The following is a 19,155-nucleotide window of genomic DNA, read 5'->3' on the forward strand; positions in this document are numbered from 1 at the left end:
ACAAACCACTGATTTTACGGGCCTGTGGCCTGGCCCGGTTTTCGCGCGCCGCGACGTTCAGTCGAAACGCACATCTGCGCCAATGGGCTGCCCCACGCGCAGCACCTGTCCCACCCCCTGCCGAACGATGGCGTTCATGCCAAAGGTGATGGCGCCCCCTACGCGCGGGTCCTGCCGATAGGCCTGCAAGGTGTCCGTCACCACCGGGCTGCTGTGTGCGGTGGCCGGATCGATGTTGGGAATGGGGCAGCGTGCGCAAGGCTTGACGGGCTGCAAGTGCACCTCTTGCTGCCCCACCGCCACGCGCACCATGTCCACGCGGTCTTCGTCGTGCGCCTGCACCCCCGCCAGCACCACGTTGGGCCGAAAACGCTCCATGCCCACGGGCTCCTGCCCGGTAGCGACCAGACGGGCATTGAGCTCTGCCAACGATGCCTCGCTGACCACCAGCAAGGGAAATCCGTCAGAAAACTGGTTGAGCGCCTCGACCCCCTGGGTCCAATCTGTGCTCGACAGACGGCGGTAGTGCGGGTCAAACCGCACCAGACGGCAGGGTTGCCCCAGAAAATCGCTGAACCATTGCGCAGCCAGGGGGCCCATGTCCCAGGCAGGCACGGTGTCCTTCCATACCGTGACGGTGGCCGGGCCCTCCACGGCATCCACTGCCAAATGCAGCGCCAGCATGCCCGGGGCGCGCAGCACCAGTTCCGAAGTCTTGAGCTGGGGGCGAATCAGCGCCATGCGGGGCAAGGCGCGCTGGGTCAGGAACACGCCCAGGGCATCCACCACCATCCAGGCACGGTCCAGGTCCAGGCCGGTTTCGGTGAGCAATGCCTCCTGCACCTCTATCCCCGCGCAGGATTTGACCGGGTAAACAAACAGGCGCGAGATCGTGCCCGACAGATCGGATTCAGGGAAAGAAGTCACGCCGCAAAGCTCCTGACAGCGGCCGCAAGGGCCGGGTGCGCCATTTTGCCCCGCCCTCCGGTCCGTAGGGCCCTCCTACAATGCCGCCATGGCAAAAACCTTTGACATCTGTATCCGTGGCGCCGGCGTGGTGGGCCGCACCCTGGCCTTGCTGCTGGCCCGCGAGAGGCTGCGCGTAGCCCTGGTGGCTGCACCCGCTCCCGCGGTTGCGCCCACTGGCGATGTGCGAGCCTATGCACTGAATGCGGCCTCGCGCCAGTTGCTCGAGTCGTTGCGCAGCTGGCCCGACCCGGCCCATGCCACGGCAGTGACACAAATGCAGGTGTTTGGCGACCAGGGTGGCGCAGTGCACTTTGACGCCGCCACCCAGGGCGCGGACGCACTGGCCTGGATTGTGGATGTGCCAGCGCTGGAAGCCCGCCTGGCAGAAGCCGTGCGCTACCAGCCGCAAGTGGAGGTGGTGCCAGAGCCAGTGCCCGCGGCCCTTACCGCGGTGTGCGAAGGCCGGGCCAGCCGCACCCGCAGCGAGTTTGGGGTGGACTTCGAGGTGACGGCCTACGAACAGCACGCCATTGCCACGCGGCTGACGTGCGAACGCCCCCACGGCCAGGTTGCCCGCCAGTGGTTTTTGCCCGACGGCATCCTGGCTTTTTTGCCGCTGGACGGTGCGCAGGGGAACTCCGTGGCAGTGGTCTGGTCTGTCATCAAGGAACGGGTACCCGAGTTGCTGGCGCTGGAACCGCAAGAATTCGCCCAGCGCCTGCAAGACGCCAGTCATGGCGCACTCGGCGCATTGCAGCTGAGTGGTGAGCGTGCGGCCTGGCCCTTGCAGCAGGCGCGCGCCAACCGCTGGTGCGGGGCTCTGCCTATGCAGGGCGGCCAGGCACGCAGCTGGGTACTCGCCGGTGATGCTGCGCACAACGTGCATCCACTGGCAGGACAAGGGCTGAACATGGGGCTGGCAGATGCGCAGGTCCTGGCCCGCGTGCTGCACGGACGCGACTACTGGCGCAGCGTGGCGGATTTGCGCTTGCTGCGCGGTTACGAGCGCGAGCGCAAGGCGGACATGCTGCCCATGGGGCTGGCAACCGACAGTCTGCAGCAGCTTTTTGCGCGGACCGAAGGGCCATGGCAGGCGCTGCGCAACTGGGGCATGAATGGTTTCGAGCGCAGCGGCCCCCTGAAGGAATGGATGGCTCGCCAGGCCATGGGAACCCACTGAACTTGGTGGCTGCACAGGCAGCCGCAGCGACACCACTGAACGAGAACACGATGCAATTGATTCCCACCCTGCTGGCCACGGCCGCTTTCGCCCTGAGTTTCACCGCTTCCGCCCAGGAGGCCGCCATCCGCAAAACGCTGGCCGAACGCATTCCGCAAATGGAAAAAATCGACGAGGTGCGCACCACTGCCATGCCTGGCCTGTATGAAGTGCGCATCGGCACCGATCTTTTTTATACCGACGCCAAAGGCAACTACGTCATCCAGGGCGAGCTGATCGACACCAAGGCGCGCCGCAACCTGACCGAAGACCGCATTAACAAACTCACGGCGGTGGATTTTTCTGCCCTGCCCCTGAAGGATGCCTTCACCATCGTGCGTGGCGATGGCAAACGCAAGGTGGCGGTGTTTGAAGACCCCAACTGCGGCTATTGCAAGCGTTTCGAGCGGGACATGCAGAACGTGGACAACATCACGGTCTATCTGTTTCTCTACCCTATCCTCAGCCCCGACTCGGCAGAAAAATCCCGCAACATCTGGTGCGCCAAAGACCGGGCCGCCACCTGGCACGACTTCATGCTGCGCGACAAGACACCCAATACCGCCAGCTGCGACACCAGCGCCATTCAGCGCAATCTTGCCTTCGGCAAAAAATACAAAATCACCGGAACCCCCACGCTGATATTCACCGACGGCTCACGCGTTCCGGGCGCCATCAACGCCCAGGATGTGGAAAAGCGCCTGGCAGAGGCCGGCAGCGCCCCCAGCAGCAACTGAACGCCTGCGGGGACATCACTCCCCGCGCCTTCCCAGCCCCCGAGACCCCGGCGGGTGAAGCGCGCATCGGAGCCAGGAGGCCGTCAGACCTGGGGCGTCGAAAGCGGAAATGGCCCCCAGCGAGGACAGTCTTTGCCGACTTTGCAGCTTCATGGCACGGTTATGGGGCAAAAATAAGGTAAATGAAAAGACCGCTGCGGCCCGTTTGCAGCCGACGTTTTCCGAGTCCGACAGCCTCCTAAGCACCCGCCTTGCACGACGCCGCACCCATGCCCACCTTCCGTACCTCCCGCAAACCCTCCAGCCAAGCCAGCCAGGCCACCCAGGCCCCTGTTCACTACCGCATCGAAGCCGCCGACCCACATGCCCGGCTGTTCACCGTCACACTGACCGTGGCGCACCCGCAGGAACAACAGGAGTTGTCGCTTCCCGTCTGGATACCGGGCAGTTATCTGGTGCGCGAATTTTCCAAAAATCTGCAGCGCCTGAGTGCACAACAAGGCCGGCGTGTGCCCCTCTTGCAGCTGGACAAGCACCGCTGGCGCGCCACCTGCCGCACCGACCGCCCCCTGGTGCTTACCTACGAAGTGTGTGCCTACGACAGCTCGGTGCGCACGGCCTGGCTGGATGCCTCGCGCGGCTTCTTCAATGGCACCAGCGTGTGCCTGCGTGTGCATGGCCAAGAGGATGCACCCCATGCACTCGAAGTCGCCAGCACTGCGGCCACCGCCCACTGGTCTGTCGCCACGGGGCTGACGCCGCAGTCCATCGACAAAAGGGGCTTTGGCTCGTATGCGGCAAGCCACTACGACGAACTGGTGGACTGCCCGGTCGAAATGGGAACCTTCTGGAGCGGGCAATTCACCGCCTGCGGCGTGGCCCACCGCTTCGTGGTGGCGGGTGCCGCGCCATCGTTTGACGGCAAACGCCTGCTGGCCGACACCCAGAAAATCTGCGAGACCGCCATCCGCTTCTGGCACGGCAAGGGCAAGGGCAAGCCGCCAATCAAAAATTACCTCTTCATGCTCAATGCCGTTCACGACGGCTATGGCGGCCTGGAACACCGCAACTCCACGGCCCTGATTTGCGGCCGGCGTGACCTGCCCCGCACGGGCGAAGCGCGCGCCAGCGATGGCTACACCACCTTGCTCGGCCTCATCAGCCACGAGTATTTCCACACCTGGAACGTCAAGCGCCTGCGCCCGGCAGAGTTTTTCCGCTACGACTACAGCCAGGAGAATTACACCCAGCTGCTGTGGTTTTTTGAGGGCTTCACCAGCTACTACGACGACCTGCTGCTGCGCCGTGCGGGTCTGATCGACGATGCCACCTACCTCAAGCTGCTGGCCAAGGCCACCAACCAGGTGCTGCAGACACCGGGCCGCAGCGTGCAGACGGTGGCGCAGGCCAGTTTTGATGCCTGGGTGAAGTATTACCGCCAGGATGAAAACACCCCCAACGCCACGGTGAGCTACTACACCAAGGGCTCGCTGGTCGCCCTGTGCCTGGATCTCACGCTGCGCCGTGAAGGCAAGACCACACTCGACGACGTGATGCGCGCCCTCTGGAAGCGCTGCGCCGGCGGCCCCATGACCGAGGCCGACCTGCGCGCCGAGCTGGCCTCGCTGGCGGGGCGGTCCTTTGACAACGAGCTGGACCAGTGGGTGCACAGCACCGCCGAACTCCCCCTGGCCGAGCTGCTGGCCGCTCATGGAGTGGCACTCAAGCCCGAGCAGCCCCAGCTGGCGCAGCGCCTGGGCCTGCGCGTCACCGAAAACCACAGCGTGCAGCTCAAGACCGTGCTGCGTGGCGGCCCCGCCGAAAAGGCGGGCATGGCCTCAGGTGATGAATGGCTGGGCCTGCAAGTGCAAGGCCAGGGCTGGCGCATTGCCCGGCTGGAGGATGTGGCGTTTTATGCGGGAGCGGCGACACAGGTCACCGCCGTGGTGGCACGCGATGGCCGCCTGCTGCAGTTGCCCATGGCGCTGCCGGCTGCACAGGCGGCTGTTGCCCCCGGCAAATCAAAACCGGCAGGGCAGCGCAGCCGCAAGGCCACTGCAGCAACGCCAGACACCATCAGCCTCACCGCAACCGACAGCACTGCGCTGGGACGCTGGCTGGCCTGAGCGGCAGCGCCATCGCGGAGCACAACCGGCCCGACTTTGTGCTTCGGTATAGTCCCCCAGGTTGTCTGAATAACCCATCAACCCAGGAGATTTCATGGCCTACGAAACCATTGAGGTTCGCATCGAAGCGGACAAGGTTGGCGTCATCACGCTGAACCGCCCCAAACAACTGAATGCCCTGAACGACCAGCTCATGAACGAACTGGGCGAGGCGCTCAAGGCGTTTGATGCCGATGAAAAGATTGGCTGCACCATCATCACGGGCAGCGAAAAGGCGTTTGCCGCCGGTGCCGACATTGGCGCCATGGCCAAATACAGCTTCGCCGACGCCTACAAGGGCGACTACATCACCCGCAACTGGGAGCAGATCCGCGCCATCCGTAAACCCGTGATTGCGGCCGTGAGCGGCTTTGCACTGGGTGGCGGCTGCGAACTGGCCATGATGTGCGACTTCATCATCGCCGCCGACAACGCCAAGTTTGGCCAGCCCGAAATCAAGCTCGGGGTGATCCCCGGCGCGGGTGGCACACAGCGCCTGCCGCGCGCAGTGGGCAAATCCAAAGCCATGGACATGGCCCTCACCGGCCGCATGATGGACGCCGTGGAGGCAGAACGCGCAGGCCTGGTGAGCCGCGTGGTCGCTCTGGACAAATTGATGGAAGAAGCCCTGGGCGCAGCCCTGGTCATTGCCAACTTCTCGCAAATTGCGGTGATGGCCGCCAAGGAGTCGGTGAACCGGGCCTTCGAAGGCTCACTGTCTGACGGCGTGATGTTCGAGCGCCGACTGTTCCATGCGCTGTTCGCCACCCAGGACCAGAAGGAAGGCATGGACGCCTTCGTCAACAAGCGCACGGCGAACTTCACCCACCAGTAAATTTGTTCTATAATTTTGTACTGCGGTGATATAGCTCAGTTGGTTAGAGCGCAGCATTCATAATGCTGATGTCGGTGGTTCAAATCCACCTATCACCACCACCATTCAAAAGCCCGCAAACAGTTCTCTGTTGCGGGCTTTTTCCATGGGCGATGTCTTCGCACCAGCCGCTCTCTCACGGCAGATTTTTCGAACACCGGACGCCCGCCACCCCGGCCCAGGGGCAGCCGCGTAAAATGAGCGTCCCTTTCACCCCAGCCTCTGGATACACACCATGACCCGCTGCCGCGCCACCCCGTTTTCGGCCACTACATCACCCCACAGCTTCTGGCGCGCCCTCGCGGCTGCGCTGGGCACTGCCCTGGTGCTGGCCAGCACCCCTGCCACCGCCCAGGTACCCTCGGGCATGGGGTCGGTGCGCAACTTCCCCGATGCCGCGCTGCGCGGCGAACTCACCGTCAACAGCACCGCCGACGCCACCCTGAACGGCAACGCCATCCGCATGGCCCCCGGAATGCGGCTGTTCAGCCCACAGAACACGCTGGTCATGGCCCACACGGTTTTGGGGCAGCGTTTCAAGGTGAACTACGTCATCGAGCCCAGCACGGGCCTCTTGATTTCGGCCTGGATCCTCACCAAGGCAGAGGCAAGCCAGCCACGCAAGGCCAGCGATTCCGTCGGGCGCAACTTCCGCGTCGAGTCGGACACAACCCCCAGATAACCGCCGCAACCACCGGCTTGCCCGGTGGTGTGCAGTTCACGCCACGCGCCCCTGTGCGCCATGGCGTGCATTCCTGTTTGAGAAATCGCCATGTCCAAAAAAGTCTTTATCAAAACCTTCGGCTGCCAGATGAACGAGTACGACTCGGACAAGATGGCCGATGTGCTGAACGCCGCCCAGGGCTATGAACCCACCCAGAATGTGGATGAGGCCGACCTGATTCTGTTCAACACCTGTTCGGTGCGCGAAAAAGCGCAGGAGAAGGTTTTCAGCGACCTTGGCCGCATCAAGCACCTGAAAGCCAAGGGCGTGAAAATCGGCGTGGGCGGTTGTGTCGCCAGCCAGGAAGGCGCCGAGATCATCAAGCGCGCGCCCTACGTGGACGTGGTATTTGGCCCCCAAACCCTGCACCGCCTGCCCGAAATGCTGAACGAGCGCGATCGGCAGGACCGCCCACAGGTGGACATCAGCTTTCCCGAGATCGAAAAATTTGACCACCTGCCACCCGCGCGCGTCGAGGGCGCATCGGCGTTTGTGTCAATCATGGAAGGCTGCAGCAAATACTGCAGCTACTGCGTAGTGCCCTACACGCGCGGCGAAGAGATGAGCCGCCCGTTCGACGACGTGCTGGTGGAAGTGGCGGGCCTGGCCGACCAGGGCGTCAAGGAAATCACCCTGCTGGGCCAGAACGTGAACGCCTACCGGGGCCCTATGGGCGACACCAGTGAAGTGGCCGACCTGGCGCTGCTGCTTGAATACGTGGCCGACATTCCGGGCATCGAGCGCCTGCGCTTTACCACCAGCCACCCCAACGAGTTCACGCCCCGGCTCATTGAGGCCTACGGGCGCATCCCCAAGCTGGCCAACCACCTGCATCTGCCGGTGCAGCATGGATCGGACCGCATCCTCATGGCCATGAAGCGCGGCTACACCGCCATGGAATACAAGAGCACGGTGAAGAAGCTGCGCGCCATCCGCCCCGATCTGGCCATGAGCAGCGACTTCATCGTCGGTTTCCCCGGCGAGACGGAAGAAGACTTTGCCAAGATGATGAAGCTGATCTACGACATCCATTTCGACAACTCGTTCAGCTTCATCTTCAGCCCGCGCCCCGGCACGCCCGCTGCCAACCTGCACGACGACACGCCGCACGAGGTCAAACTGCGCCGCCTGCACGAGCTGCAGTCCGTGATCAACGGCAACATCAAGAGCATCAGCGAGGGCCTGGTGGGCAAGGTGCAGCGCATCCTGGTCGAAGGCGCCTCCAAGCGCGATGGCAGCGAACTCATGGGCCGCACCGAATGCAACCGCGTGGTCAACTTTGCCGGCCAGCCGCGCCTGGTGGGGCAGATGGTCGACGTGACCATCACCGAGGCCAAGGCCTACACGCTGCGCGGCGAGGTGCAGGTGCGTGAGAACGCCTGATCCACGGCATCTGCACCCACAAAAAAACCGGCATCACGCCGGTTTTTGCTTTTGTTTTGATAGCTGCCAGCGCTTATTGCACAAGCGCTGGAGCCCGAAAAGGCATAAAACGCAGATTGGAGTGGCCGCCGTCAGTTAACACAAGGCTCAGCGGGCGCAATATCTGCGAGCCAAGCATCGAGATCGCTTCTCTGCGCTTGGGTCAGATGTTGCAGGCGCAGGACAGCGTTTGCCAACCAGTCGTCTTCACAATAGAAGTACGCAACATCCACTTGCAAAGCCTGAGCCAGCTTGCAGGCGATATTGAAAGCAGGCTCATGCACGCCTGTCTCGTAGCGGCTGATACGGGCACTGCTGCTGCCTTCGTCAAGGCCGATCATCACCCCCAGCTTGTCTTGGGGCAAGCCCATCCGCTCGCGTGCTTGGCGCAGGCGCGCACCGAAGCAGCAGGGTGAATGGACGGCTTGTTTGACCACCCGGGCATAGTCGCCAGACTGCCATAGGCTGTCTCTACGAAAAACGTAGAATCAGGCGACATCTCATTCCATGAAATCGTAGTCAAGGGTCCTGAGCAGATCTGAAGCCTGCACCCTTTGAAGCCAGACACTCGTGCACCACATTTATGAAACCCTAGTCAACGCTGTCCGAGCCGAGTACCTCTCCGGCGAGCAGGACTATCCGTGGATCATCGGTTTTTCGGGTGGCAAAGACAGCACATTGGTCGCACAACTGGTGTTTGCTGCCTTGATGGACATATCACCTAGCCGCCTAAATCGCAAAGTCCACCTGATCGCCAACGACACCCTGGTCGAAAGTCCGCTGGTGGTATCGCATTTGATGCAGTCATTGCAGGAAATTGAGACTGGCGCACTAATCCATGATCTGCCGTTAAAGGTGGCAACAACTACACCGGAGCTGGCGCACACCTTTTGGCACTTGCTGATCGGTAAGGGCTATCCCAGCCCGAACCAGCAGATGCGCTGGTGTACAGACCGGCTCAAAATCCAGCCGACGAGTCGCTATATCCGCGAGCAGGTGACAGCCAATGGTGCAGCCATCATCTTGCTGGGAGTACGGCGCAATGAATCCGAGGTTCGCCGACGTCGGATAGACAGCTATCAAAACGACGCAGATTCAAGCCTGAGCCCCCATAACAGCCTTGTCGGTGCATACATCTATCGCCCCATCGTGGATTTGACCACCGATGAGGTCTGGGAACTGCTTTCAAGCTTCCCACCTGCGTGGGGTGGCGACAACAGCCGCCTGGTCAAGCTTTACCGCGATGCTGCTGGCGGCGAATGCCCCATCGTGCTGTCACAAGAAGATGCGCCGGGCTGTGGCACCAATTCCAGCCGCTTCGGTTGCTGGACTTGTACGGTGGTCGAAAAAGACAGAAGCCTGCAAGGCTTTGTGGACAGCGGCAATGTGCAGTACGCACCCTTGATTGATTTTCGCGACTGGCTCAAGGAAATCCGAAACGACCAGACCTTGCGCCAAAGCCGACGCCGCTCTGGAAAGATCACGGTGGCCAATGGGCGCTTGGTGCCCGGACCCTTCACCGTGGCCGCCCGCCAGATGATCTTGGAGCGCCTTCAGGCCACAGAGAAGGCCTATGGCGCACGCCTGATCAGCGATGCCGAAATCGAAGCCATCCACCGCGCATGGGCCGAAGATTTGATACAGCAAAACCAGAGGGAGTACATCAGTGAATAACGCGAGCAACATTGCCATTGAGTGCGGCGTCGACGACCTGCCCTTGTGGCGCGACCCGGACGTTCATGCCACGGTCAGCGCCTTGCTGCACCAGCACGGGGTTTCCGACGAACAGTTTGCCCGCCTCGTTTCCGCCTACCGTGACCATGCACACAAACAAAGAGCCCGTGGCCTCAACGATGATTTCGATGCCATCCTGATGGCCGATGGGGGCTAGTCATGTGGATATCACGCATAACGCTGCGCAATTTCAAGAGCTACCAGAATCAGGTTTTCGAGTTCCCACAGCCAGCTGACGGGAAAAATCTGGTGCTGATTGGCGGCCTCAATGGTTACGGGAAGACCACGTTGCTCGAAGCCGTCTATGTGGGCCTGTACGGCGAAGAAGCAGTCAACCACAAGGCACTGGACCGGGCCGGCCTGAAAGCCAAGGGCTATGGTCATTTTCTTGAAACCGCGTTCTACAAGCACGCTTTACGCAATGGTGAGGAGCGCATGGAGGTGGTCATCGAGATCATGAGGCCAAGCAAAGGCTGCCTGCGCATTACCCGAAAATGGTTCTTCACCAATCAAGGCCGCTACGACAACCAGCGACTGGTGATCGAATCCCAGGGGCAGCGATCCAGCGTCTGGCGGGCCTTGCCCGATTCAGAGTTGCCCGATCTGCTCACCAGTTACGCTGTGCCGCCTTGGCTGGCTCCATTCTTCTTTTTTGATGGCGAGAAGATCGCCGCGCTGGCCGATGAAGATCGCACCGGTTGGGTGCGGTCAGGGCTTGAAAATCTGATGGGTGTCGTGCTGATCAAGGAACTGCGTGAAAGGCTATCAACCTACAGCACCGCCAAACTCAAGCAATCCGGTGGCATCGATGAGCAGCAAGTAGACCAGTTGCGTGAAGCACTGGAGGTGGCTATGGCGCAGCGCCAGCAGTTGGCCGATGCCTTGCAACTGATGCAGGATGAATTCCAGCAAAACAGTGAAACGCGCGAGCGACTGACGCGCCAGTTGCGCGATTTCGCCCAAGGCAGCGATGCGCGCACCTTGGCCGAAGTGGTTGGAACGATTGCACGACTGGAGCAGGAGGAAGAGCAATACCGCAGCCAACTGCGTGACAAGATGTCCACTGCCTTGCCTTTGCAGTTGATCAGCCGCCAGCTCCAGGAGTCATTGACCGAAGCCTTGGCCCAGGAAGACACCTTGACGGCGTGGGAAGGTTTCCGCGACTCCCAGCAGCCGCGCTGGCAGAAGTTCCAGGACATTTTTTTCAAGTCGGAATACATACAAGCCATGTGCCACATACCCAATGGGCGCAATGACCTGGAAAAAACGCTTCGTGAAGCCTGGGAAAGCCTGTACTACCCGCGACCAGAGGGATGCGCGGATGCGCAGTGGCACACCTATTTGCAGGGCAACGAACGGCGTCAACTGGCTGAAATGCGCCAACGTATCCAGCTGTCTGGCGGCGCGTTGCGCGCTCTGGCCACCAAGCTCGAAGAGCTGGCCGAGATGAAATGGCGCGCGCAGCAGGAGCGCATCCGCCTCGAAGGCGCCAGCGGGGTCGATCGATCCGCTGAAGTCGATCAAATTTCCGCCGATCTGCGGGCCGTACAGCAACTCATGGATGGCCTCAGCGGAGAAATTGAGCAGCACAAAAATCAATTGCGCACCCTGGAATCCGAATTGCCGCAACTCACGGCAAACTATGAGCGCGAACGTAAGCGGCTGACCGAGGGGCGCCCTGAACGTGTGGCTGCACAGCGGGCCGAACGCACCATCGCCATGATCGACGAGTTGCTGCCCGCCTTGTTTCAGCTCAAGCTGGACGCATTGTCCAAAGCGGCCACCCGGATTTTCCGCTCCCTGCACCACAAGGATCAGGTCGCCCGGATCGTGGTGCAGGACGATGGCAAGGCCATCCTCTACAGCCACGAAGGCACTGAAATCAAGCTGCCCAAATCTTCTGGTGAATCGCAGCTTTTCGTGCTGTCGCTGGTGGGGGCACTGGCGGAGGTCACGGGATACAAGGTGCCGTTGATCGTGGACACCCCGCTTGCGCGTTTGTCGGAGCAACACTGCAACAACCTGCTCGATTACTGGACCAGCGACGATTCGCGCCAGGTCATTTTGCTGGCCCAGGACAAAGAAATCGGCGCAGTGGAGTTCGATCGTCTGAACGCCCATGTGGCATGCAGCTACCTGTTGCATCATGAGCAGGCTGGGCATGGTGTAGGCAAGACGCGGGCCACTGTGGACAACTATTTTGCCAAGGCAGCGCAATGACCAGCATCAGCGACATTCTGACCGCCTCCTATTCCAGCAGCCGCGAGGCCGACACCATCGGCAAAGATCTCAAAAAACTGATCGGCGCCGAAAGCAACTACGAAATCATCCGGCTGGCACTGGGCTGCTCACTGGGCCTGGATTCCTTTCCTGAGCCCGCCCCGGATGCCAAGGGGGGCGTCATCAAAGGCTTGCAGCTGTTCGGCGACGAAGCCAGCTGCAACTACCTGTGGATTGGCATGCTCGGAGAGGTGCTGCGCAGGCGGGGCGAAGAAACGTTGACGCTGGAGGCACTGCAAAAGCTGGTGCGCGACCACTGGCACCGTGGCATCTTGTTGCTCGAGCGCTACCGCGAAGAGACTGGAGGCGATTTCAAAGCGTTTGTCGATGTTCTGGTGCGCAAGGCCAATCTGCCGGAACAAGGCGATGCCACGCTACCATCGACAGAGGTGGCAGTCGGTGGCATCGAAGCCAAAGAGCTCGACGAAGCAGCACGCGCTATGCTGCTGCAGCATTTGCGCACCGTGGGCGTCAACGCCGAAATCCGAGAAACCCTGGCGGGGCCACGCATTAACCGCTACAAACTATTTCTGTCCAAGGCGACCGACCGCAAAACGCTGGACAGCCATCTGGATGAACTGGGTTTTTCTTTGGGCATTGGCAACACCCTGAGCCTGACCGATGCGCGCGAGCCCAAAACCTGCTTCCTCGACCTGCCGCGTCCAATGGAAGAATGGCAGGCGGTCGATACCGTGCACTTCAAGCGTGCTACCGCATCGTTCGATCTGAATGCAATGCTGCTGCCTGTGAGCCCCGGTGTCACCATCGAAGGCAAACCGCTGGTCTTTGATTTGGCGACAACGCCCCATTTGTTGCTTGGCGGTACGACCGGCAGCGGCAAAAGCGTTTGTTTGAATGCTTTGCTGCTCAGTTTGCTGTCGTATGCCCAGCAAAGGCCCTTGAGTTTTGCATTGATTGATCCCAAGCAAGTAGAGTTTTCTGGCTGGCGTGGCCACCGCCAATTGTTCCGCGAAGTGGCCACCGATTCGGCAGCAGCCACCCAGCTACTCGAAACCTTGGTGGACGAAATGAATGCGCGTTACGAGCGCTTCTCTACGCTGGGCGTCAAAGACCTTGCCGCTGCACGCCGCAAGGGAGAACAGGCGGGATGGATCGTGTTGGCCGTCGATGAGCTGGCAGATCTGGTGATGCAGGACAAAGCCAATGAGGCATTGCTTGTACGGTTGGCGCAAAAAAGCCGGGCTGCGGGCATCCACATGATCCTGGCAACGCAGCGCCCCGATGCCAATACATTTGCCGGTGCTCTGCGTACCAACTGCCCGGCACGCATCGCACTGCGAGTGTCGCGAGCCAGCGAATCCAAAATCATCATGGACGAGCCAGGTGCAGAGCGTCTGCAAGGCGCGGGCGACATGATTTTCCGGGGCGGCGATGGGTCGGCTATACGCGCCCATTCCTACAACATTCGCAGCGATGACGCGGCGGTCCTACTTCGGTAATGCCAAGCGAAAGAACGCACAAAAAACCGGCCTCACGCCGGTTTTTGCTTTTGTTTTGATAGCTGCCAGCGTTTACTGCACAAGCGCTGGCGCCCAAAAATACTCAAAGCTCAAAACGGCATCTTGGGCATGCCGCCGCCCAGGCCCTTCATGCCGCCCATCTTCTTCATGAGCTTCATGAGGCCGCCGCCCTTCATTTTTTTCATCATGCCCTGCATCTGCTCAAACTCCTTGAGCATGCGATTGACCTCCTGCACCTGCACGCCCGCGCCGTTGGCAATGCGCTTCTTGCGGGTGGCCTTGATGAGTTCGGGCTTGCGGCGCTCCAGCGGGGTCATGCTGTGGATGATGCCCTCCTTGCGCTTGATATCTTTTTCGGCTTTGTCCATGTCCACCGCACCGGCCTTGGCTGTGAGGTGCGAGGGCAGTTTGTCCATGAGGCTGGACAGGCCGCCCATCTGCTTCATCTGCTGAATCTGCGAGAGAAAGTCGTTCAGATCAAAGCCGTCGCCGCTTTTGACTTTGGCGGCCAGCTTCTGCGCCGCCTCCATGTCCACACCCGCGCTCACCTGCTCGACCAGCGCAACGATGTCGCCCATGCCCAGGATACGGCCCGCGTGGCGCTCGGCGTCGAACACCTCCAGGCCATCGATTTTTTCCGACACGCCAGCGAACTTGATGGGCGCGCCCGTGATCTGGCGCACCGACAGCGCCGCGCCGCCGCGCGAATCGCCGTCGAGCTTGGTCAGCACGATACCGGTCAGGGGCAACGCCTCTTTGAACGCCTTGGCCGTGTTGATCGCGTCCTGACCCTGCATGGCATCGACCACAAACAGGGTTTCGACCGGATTCAGGGCCGCGTGCAGGTCCTTGATTTCCTTCATCAAGGCTTCATCGATGGCCAGGCGGCCCGCTGTGTCCACCAGCAGCACATCAAAGTAGTGCTTTTTGGCGTAATCGAGGGCCGCCAGGGCGATGTCGAGCGGCTTTTGCTCGGGCGTGCTGGGGAACCACTCGGCACCGGCTTGCCTGGTCACGGTCTTGAGCTGCTCAATGGCGGCGGGGCGGTACACGTCGCCCGACACGGTCAGCACCTTCTTCTTGCGCTTTTCGATCAGGTGCTTGGCCAGCTTGGCGGTGGTGGTGGTCTTGCCCGCACCCTGCAGACCGGCCATCAGGATCACAGCGGGCGGCTGGGCGGCGAGGTTGATGTCGGATACCCCCTCGCCCATGGTGGCGGCCAGTTCGCGGTTGACGATGCTGACCAGCGTCTGCCCGGGCTTGAGCGAGCCCAGCACTTCCTGGCCCAGCGCCTTCTCTTTGACGCGGGCAATGAAGTCGCGCACCACGGGCAGCGCCACGTCAGCTTCGAGCAGGGCCATGCGCACCTCGCGCAGCATGTCCGTGACGTTGGACTCGGTGATGCGGGCCTGGCCACGCATCTCCTTGACGAGGCGCGTGAGTTTGTCGGTAAGGGCGGAGGCCATAGGGTATTCCGGTAGTGCCCGCAAGCGCCGGTGGCGCGCGGACCCGCCAGGGCGCTGGCGGTGGGCGAAAGGCTAAACTGTACCCATGATTTTACCCAGTGCTTCCCCTGTCAGCTGGCTATTGGCCCTCGCGGCCGCAGCCGCGTATGCCTCTTCGGCGGCTGCGTCGTCACGCCTGAGCACCGCGGCGGCGCGCAATGTGCTGCTACTGGCATGGGTGCTGCATGCGGCCGTGCTGGCGTGGGGGCTGTGGGGCGATACCCCCCGCTTCGGGTTTGCACACGCGCTGTCGATGACCGCGTGGCTGGTGCTCACGGTTTATGCCGTCGAACGCCAGCTTTTTCCGCAGTTGCGGGCGCGCTGGATACTGGCCTTGCTGGGCGCGGGGGCGGTGCTGCTGTCCCTGGTGTTTTCTGGCCAGCCTTTGCATGTAACCGCCTCGCCCTGGCTGCCGCTGCACTTGGCCTTGGGCATTGCCTGCTACGGGCTTTTTGCCGCCGCAGTCGTGCATGCCTGGCTCATGACGCGTGCCGAGCACCATATCCGCCAGGCAGAAGACCCGCAAAGCGGTATCCCGCTGCTCACGCTGGAGCGACTGACCTTCCGCTTCGTCACGGCTGGTTTTGTGCTGTTGACGGCCACTTTGCTCGCTGGCTGGCTGTTTGGCGAAACGCTTTACGGGCATCCAGGCCGCTGGGACCACAAGGCGGTTTTTTCGCTGCTGTCGTGGGTCACCTTTGCCACCTTGCTGCTGGGCCGCGCACGCTTTGGCTGGCGTGGGCGCAATGCGGTGCGAATACTCTACGCCGGCGCCGGTCTTTTGCTGCTGGCGTATGTGGGTTCGCGCTTCGTGATGGAAGTGGTTTTGGGTCGCAGCACATGAAATACCTGGTTTTGCTGATTGTGCTGGCGGTGGTCGTGGGTGTCTGGCGAAGCCGCCGCCCCCCGGCATCCGGCCCCGAGAAGGCCGCCCCCCGGGCGCCTGCCCTGCCCCAGGACATGGTGGCCTGCAGCCACTGCGGCGTGCATGTACCGCGCGCAGAGGCACTGATGTTGGGGCAGCACGCCTACTGCTGCGCCGAGCACAGGCGCCAACACAGCGCCTGACACCATGCCGTTCCTGCCGCCGGGTCTTTCACCGTCTTCCGCAGATGCACCTTTTGTGCGCATGTGGCGCGGGTTTCTGACCGGCCGCGTCATGGTGGCGCTGGCTCTGCTGTTCTTGCAAGGCCTGGGGCAGTTCATCAACCTGGCGGCAGAGCCGGCCACGCTGGCGGTGTGCGTGGCCTACCTTGCGGTAACGCTGGCCGAGCGCGCACTTGCAGGCCGCGCCCCTCCGCCGCCCGCTGCAGGCCCCCGGTGGCTTGCGTTCATTGGCGTGGACCTGGCGGCGGTGTGCGCCTTGCAATTGCTGCAGGCCGGCACCATGAATTACACGCCCCTGTTCGGCCTGCCCATCCTGATGGCGGCAGTGCTGGGCACGCTGACCCTGGCTCTGGGCACGACGGCAGCCGCCACCTTGCTGCTGCTGGCCTTGGCCTGGTGGCAAGGGCAGATCAGCGGCGGCGATGACGCCTCGCGCTATCTCCAGAGCGCACTGGCCGGCACGGGCTTTTTCATCATCACTTACCTGGTGCACCAGCTGTCCGTGCGGCTGACGCGAGAGCAGCAGCTCGCCCAGAAAAGCCAGATGGCGGCGAGAGTGCAGTCCCAGGTGAGCGCACTGGTGATCGAGCACCTCACCGATGGCGTGCTGGTACTGGACCGCCAGGATGTCGTGCGCATTGCCAACCCGGCCGCACTGCTGCTGCTGGGCGGCCCCGGCTCACTGGCGCCCCCCTTCTCCCTGAACGAGGACCCCGCCTGGCTCCCACTGGTGAAGCTGGCGCAGCGCACATTCCACCGGGAACAGCCCATCACCGCCGATGCCGACCTGCTGCATCCGGGCCAGAGCCCCACCGGGCTGCATGTGCGCACCTGGCTGACCGCCTCGCGCCACGAGTCCCTGAATGAGCCGGTTGAGCGCCTGTGCGTGGTGTTCCTGCACGACCTGCGTGAGCTGGAAGCGCGCTTGCGCACAGAAAAACTGGCTGCCATGGGCCGTATGTCCGCTGCCGTGGCCCACGAAATTCGCAACCCGCTGGCCGCCATCGTTCAGGCCAATGCCTTGCTGGAAGAAGATCTGCACGACCCGGGCCAGCAACGGCTCGCCCAGATGGTGCGGCAGAACGCAGAGCGCCTGGCGCGCATCGCCGAAGAGGTGCTGGACATTGCCCGGGTGCAGCACCAGATCAGCCACGCGCCCGCCTCCACGCTGCTGCTGGACGACACTGTGGCCCAGATCTGCGCCGACTGGCAGCACCAGAACCTGGCACAGCGGCGCGCCAGCATTTCACTGATGGGCCACAACGCCCAGATCGAGTTTGATACCGAGCACTTGCGGCGTGTGCTGTTCAACCTGCTGGACAACGCCGTGCGCTACAAGGGCCCCCACGACGATTCGCTGGCCATTACCACCCGGGTCAGCCCGTCGGGGGCCATCAGCCTGCAGGTATGGAGCGATGGGGCACCCATGGACAAATCGGTGGAACGCCACCTGTTCGAGCCCTTCTTTTCGTCTGAAAGCCGATCCAGCGGACTGGGCCTGTATATCTGCCGGGAGCTGTGCCAACGCCACGGCGCCTCGATTGGCTATCAGCGCCTGGTGCGCGCCACACCACGCGGCGAAATCGGTGGCAATGCTTTTACCGTGGGTTTCCGCCGCAATACACGCCCTGCTGAAAATGCCACCCTGTTTGACACCATCGTCGTCTGAACGGCCCCTGAATCCATGAATGCCCCAGCCGCCTCCATCCTTGTCGTTGACGACGAGCCCGATCTGCGCACCCTGTATGAACTCACGTTGCTGCGCGAAGGCTACCGCGTGGAAACCGCATCCAGCGTTCAGGAGGCACGCCAGCAACTGAAAGACCACCGTTTCGACGCCGTCATTACCGACATGCGCCTGCCCGATGGTTTTGGCATGGAGCTGTTGCTGGATCTGCGAAACCAGCAGCGCCGTGAACGTTGTGTGGTCATGACGGCTTACGGGTCTGCAGAAAACGCGGTCGAAGCGCTACGCTCGGGGGCCTTCGACTACCTGACCAAGCCGGTAGACCTGAAACAGTTCCGTTCGGTGGTGGCTTCGGCCGTGCAGGGGACGGGGGGAGTTCCTGCGCCGCGCTCCAGCCGCAGCCCGGCACGCCCGGGCAGCACGACCGAGCCCACAGGCACCGGGAGCGCGCTGGACCGCCTTATTGGCGAGTCGGAGGCCATTTGCAATGTCAAGCAGCGAATTGCCAAGGTTGCCCGCAGCATGGCCCCGGTGCTCATCCACGGCGAGTCCGGAACCGGCAAGGAACTGGTGGCCCAGGCGTTGCACGCCAGCAGTCAGCGGTCTGAAGGCCCGCTCGTTGCCGTCAATTGCGGCGCCATCCCCGAAAACCTGCTGGAAGCAGAATTCTTTGGCGCCCGCAAAGGGTCGTACACCGGGGCCAATCAGGACCGCGACGGATATTTTCAGGCAGCACGCGGCGGCACCCTGTTTCTCGACGAAATCGGCGATCTGCCCCTGGCAATGCAATCGAAACTGCTGCGCGCCATTCAAGAGCGCAGCGTGCGGCCCCTGGGCTCGACCCAGGAGGAAACCGTGGACGTGCGGATCGTGAGCGCCACCCACCGCGACCTCGCGGCCGACGTGCTGTCGGGCCGGTTCCGCCAGGATCTGTATTACCGCCTGAACGTGATCGAAATCGTCATTCCTCCGCTGCGCGAGCGGAGAGAGGATCTGCCCGCGCTGTGCACGGCGTTGCTGGCCCGCATAGCGCAGGAATCGGGAATGAAGACACCGGCACTCACGGAGCAGGCGCTGAATGCCATTGCCAGCCACCCCCTGACCGGCAACGTGCGCGAGCTGGAGAACCTGCTGCACCGGGCCGTGGCACTGAGCGACGGGGATGAACTGCACGTGGAGTGCGCCACCTCTGCCGCCGATGCCTTTGGCGCCCGCCCATCGCCCACCCAGCCAGTGGACACGACAGCGCCC

General features: G+C 62.3%; 17 protein-coding genes and 1 tRNA gene. 15 read left to right on the forward strand and 3 right to left on the reverse strand.

Translation table 11 applies throughout. The annotated features are described in order from the left end of the window. Positions 1 to 57: 57 nt before the first annotated feature. Positions 58 to 927, reverse strand: a complete 870-nt coding sequence (locus tag DTW89_RS10070) for an MOSC domain-containing protein (protein WP_114655839.1) — start codon at positions 925 to 927, stop codon at positions 58 to 60. Positions 928 to 1,015: 88 nt separating this feature from the next. Here DTW89_RS10070 and DTW89_RS10075 point away from each other — a divergent pair, with 88 nt between their 5' ends. The 7 genes from DTW89_RS10075 to miaB all read left to right on the forward strand — a co-directional run bounded on the left by DTW89_RS10075 (position 1,016) and on the right by miaB (position 8,071). Then, complete coding sequence (locus tag DTW89_RS10075; RefSeq protein ID WP_114655840.1) at positions 1,016 to 2,149, forward strand: FAD-dependent monooxygenase; 1,134 nt, start codon at positions 1,016 to 1,018, stop codon at positions 2,147 to 2,149. 50 nt (positions 2,150 to 2,199) lie between these two features. Beyond that, entirely contained in the window at positions 2,200 to 2,925 is a 726-nt protein-coding gene (locus tag DTW89_RS10080) for a DsbC family protein (RefSeq protein WP_024812829.1), read from the forward strand. Positions 2,926 to 3,194: 269 nt separating this feature from the next. Beyond that, positions 3,195 to 5,051: a M61 family metallopeptidase gene (locus DTW89_RS10085; RefSeq protein WP_114655854.1), complete on the forward strand. Its 1,857-nt coding sequence runs from the start codon at positions 3,195 to 3,197 to the stop codon at positions 5,049 to 5,051. 94 nt (positions 5,052 to 5,145) lie between these two features. Next, positions 5,146 to 5,925 (forward strand): enoyl-CoA hydratase, encoded by a 780-nt coding sequence (locus tag DTW89_RS10090; RefSeq protein WP_024812831.1) that lies wholly within the window; start codon positions 5,146 to 5,148, stop codon positions 5,923 to 5,925. A gap of 24 nt (positions 5,926 to 5,949) precedes the next feature. After that, positions 5,950 to 6,026: transfer RNA gene (locus DTW89_RS10095), tRNA-Met, on the forward strand. Positions 6,027 to 6,199: 173 nt separating this feature from the next. Continuing rightward, complete coding sequence (locus tag DTW89_RS10100) at positions 6,200 to 6,646, forward strand: hypothetical protein (RefSeq protein WP_114655841.1); 447 nt, start codon at positions 6,200 to 6,202, stop codon at positions 6,644 to 6,646. A gap of 90 nt (positions 6,647 to 6,736) precedes the next feature. After that, the gene (miaB, locus tag DTW89_RS10105) at positions 6,737 to 8,071 is read left to right on the forward strand and encodes a tRNA (N6-isopentenyl adenosine(37)-C2)-methylthiotransferase MiaB (protein ID WP_114655842.1); all 1,335 of its coding nucleotides are present in this window, start codon (positions 6,737 to 6,739) and stop codon (positions 8,069 to 8,071) included. A gap of 131 nt (positions 8,072 to 8,202) precedes the next feature. Here the strand turns inward: miaB and DTW89_RS10110 are convergent, their stop codons facing one another. Beyond that, positions 8,203 to 8,547 (reverse strand): helix-turn-helix domain-containing protein, encoded by a 345-nt coding sequence (locus DTW89_RS10110; protein WP_114655843.1) that lies wholly within the window; start codon positions 8,545 to 8,547, stop codon positions 8,203 to 8,205. Positions 8,548 to 8,680: 133 nt separating this feature from the next. Between DTW89_RS10110 and dndC the strand changes: the two genes are divergently transcribed. From dndC to DTW89_RS10130, 4 genes are read left to right on the forward strand one after another with little or no spacing between them, the layout of a single operon-like run. Continuing rightward, positions 8,681 to 9,784, forward strand: coding sequence for a DNA phosphorothioation system sulfurtransferase DndC (dndC, locus tag DTW89_RS10115; RefSeq protein WP_114655844.1), 1,104 nt, complete (start codon positions 8,681 to 8,683; stop codon positions 9,782 to 9,784). Further along, entirely contained in the window at positions 9,777 to 10,001 is a 225-nt protein-coding gene (locus tag DTW89_RS10120; protein WP_114655845.1) for a DNA modification system-associated small protein, read from the forward strand. The genes dndC and DTW89_RS10120 overlap by 8 nt, the downstream gene beginning before the upstream one ends. 2 nt (positions 10,002 to 10,003) lie before the next feature. Continuing rightward, the gene (locus DTW89_RS10125) at positions 10,004 to 12,064 is read left to right on the forward strand and encodes an AAA family ATPase (RefSeq protein WP_114655846.1); all 2,061 of its coding nucleotides are present in this window, start codon (positions 10,004 to 10,006) and stop codon (positions 12,062 to 12,064) included. Beyond that, entirely contained in the window at positions 12,061 to 13,584 is a 1,524-nt protein-coding gene (locus DTW89_RS10130) for an FtsK/SpoIIIE domain-containing protein (RefSeq protein WP_114655847.1), read from the forward strand. The genes DTW89_RS10125 and DTW89_RS10130 overlap by 4 nt, the downstream gene beginning before the upstream one ends. 110 nt (positions 13,585 to 13,694) lie before the next feature. On the opposite strand, the gene ffh is transcribed toward DTW89_RS10130, so the two are convergent. Then, the gene (gene ffh, locus DTW89_RS10135) at positions 13,695 to 15,071 is read right to left on the reverse strand and encodes a signal recognition particle protein (protein WP_114655848.1); all 1,377 of its coding nucleotides are present in this window, start codon (positions 15,069 to 15,071) and stop codon (positions 13,695 to 13,697) included. A gap of 85 nt (positions 15,072 to 15,156) precedes the next feature. On the opposite strand from ffh, the gene DTW89_RS10140 reads away from it, so the two are divergent. From DTW89_RS10140 to DTW89_RS10155, 4 genes are all read left to right on the forward strand, one after another. After that, positions 15,157 to 15,954 (forward strand): cytochrome C assembly family protein, encoded by a 798-nt coding sequence (locus tag DTW89_RS10140; RefSeq protein WP_024812837.1) that lies wholly within the window; start codon positions 15,157 to 15,159, stop codon positions 15,952 to 15,954. Then, a complete protein-coding gene (locus tag DTW89_RS10145; RefSeq protein ID WP_114655849.1) occupies positions 15,951 to 16,178 on the forward strand; it encodes a PP0621 family protein in 228 nt (75 codons plus the stop codon). The genes DTW89_RS10140 and DTW89_RS10145 overlap by 4 nt, the downstream gene beginning before the upstream one ends. 4 nt (positions 16,179 to 16,182) lie before the next feature. Beyond that, complete coding sequence (locus tag DTW89_RS10150; RefSeq protein ID WP_114655850.1) at positions 16,183 to 17,886, forward strand: sensor histidine kinase; 1,704 nt, start codon at positions 16,183 to 16,185, stop codon at positions 17,884 to 17,886. A 15-nt stretch (positions 17,887 to 17,901) separates the two neighbouring features. Then, a partial coding sequence (locus DTW89_RS10155; RefSeq protein ID WP_236637098.1) for a sigma-54-dependent transcriptional regulator occupies positions 17,902 to 19,155 on the forward strand: 1,254 nt, incomplete at its 3' end.

This window comes from Acidovorax sp. BoFeN1, assembly GCF_003345135.1.
In the GTDB taxonomy this organism is placed as follows: Bacteria; Pseudomonadota; Gammaproteobacteria; order Burkholderiales; family Burkholderiaceae_C; genus Acidovorax; species Acidovorax defluvii.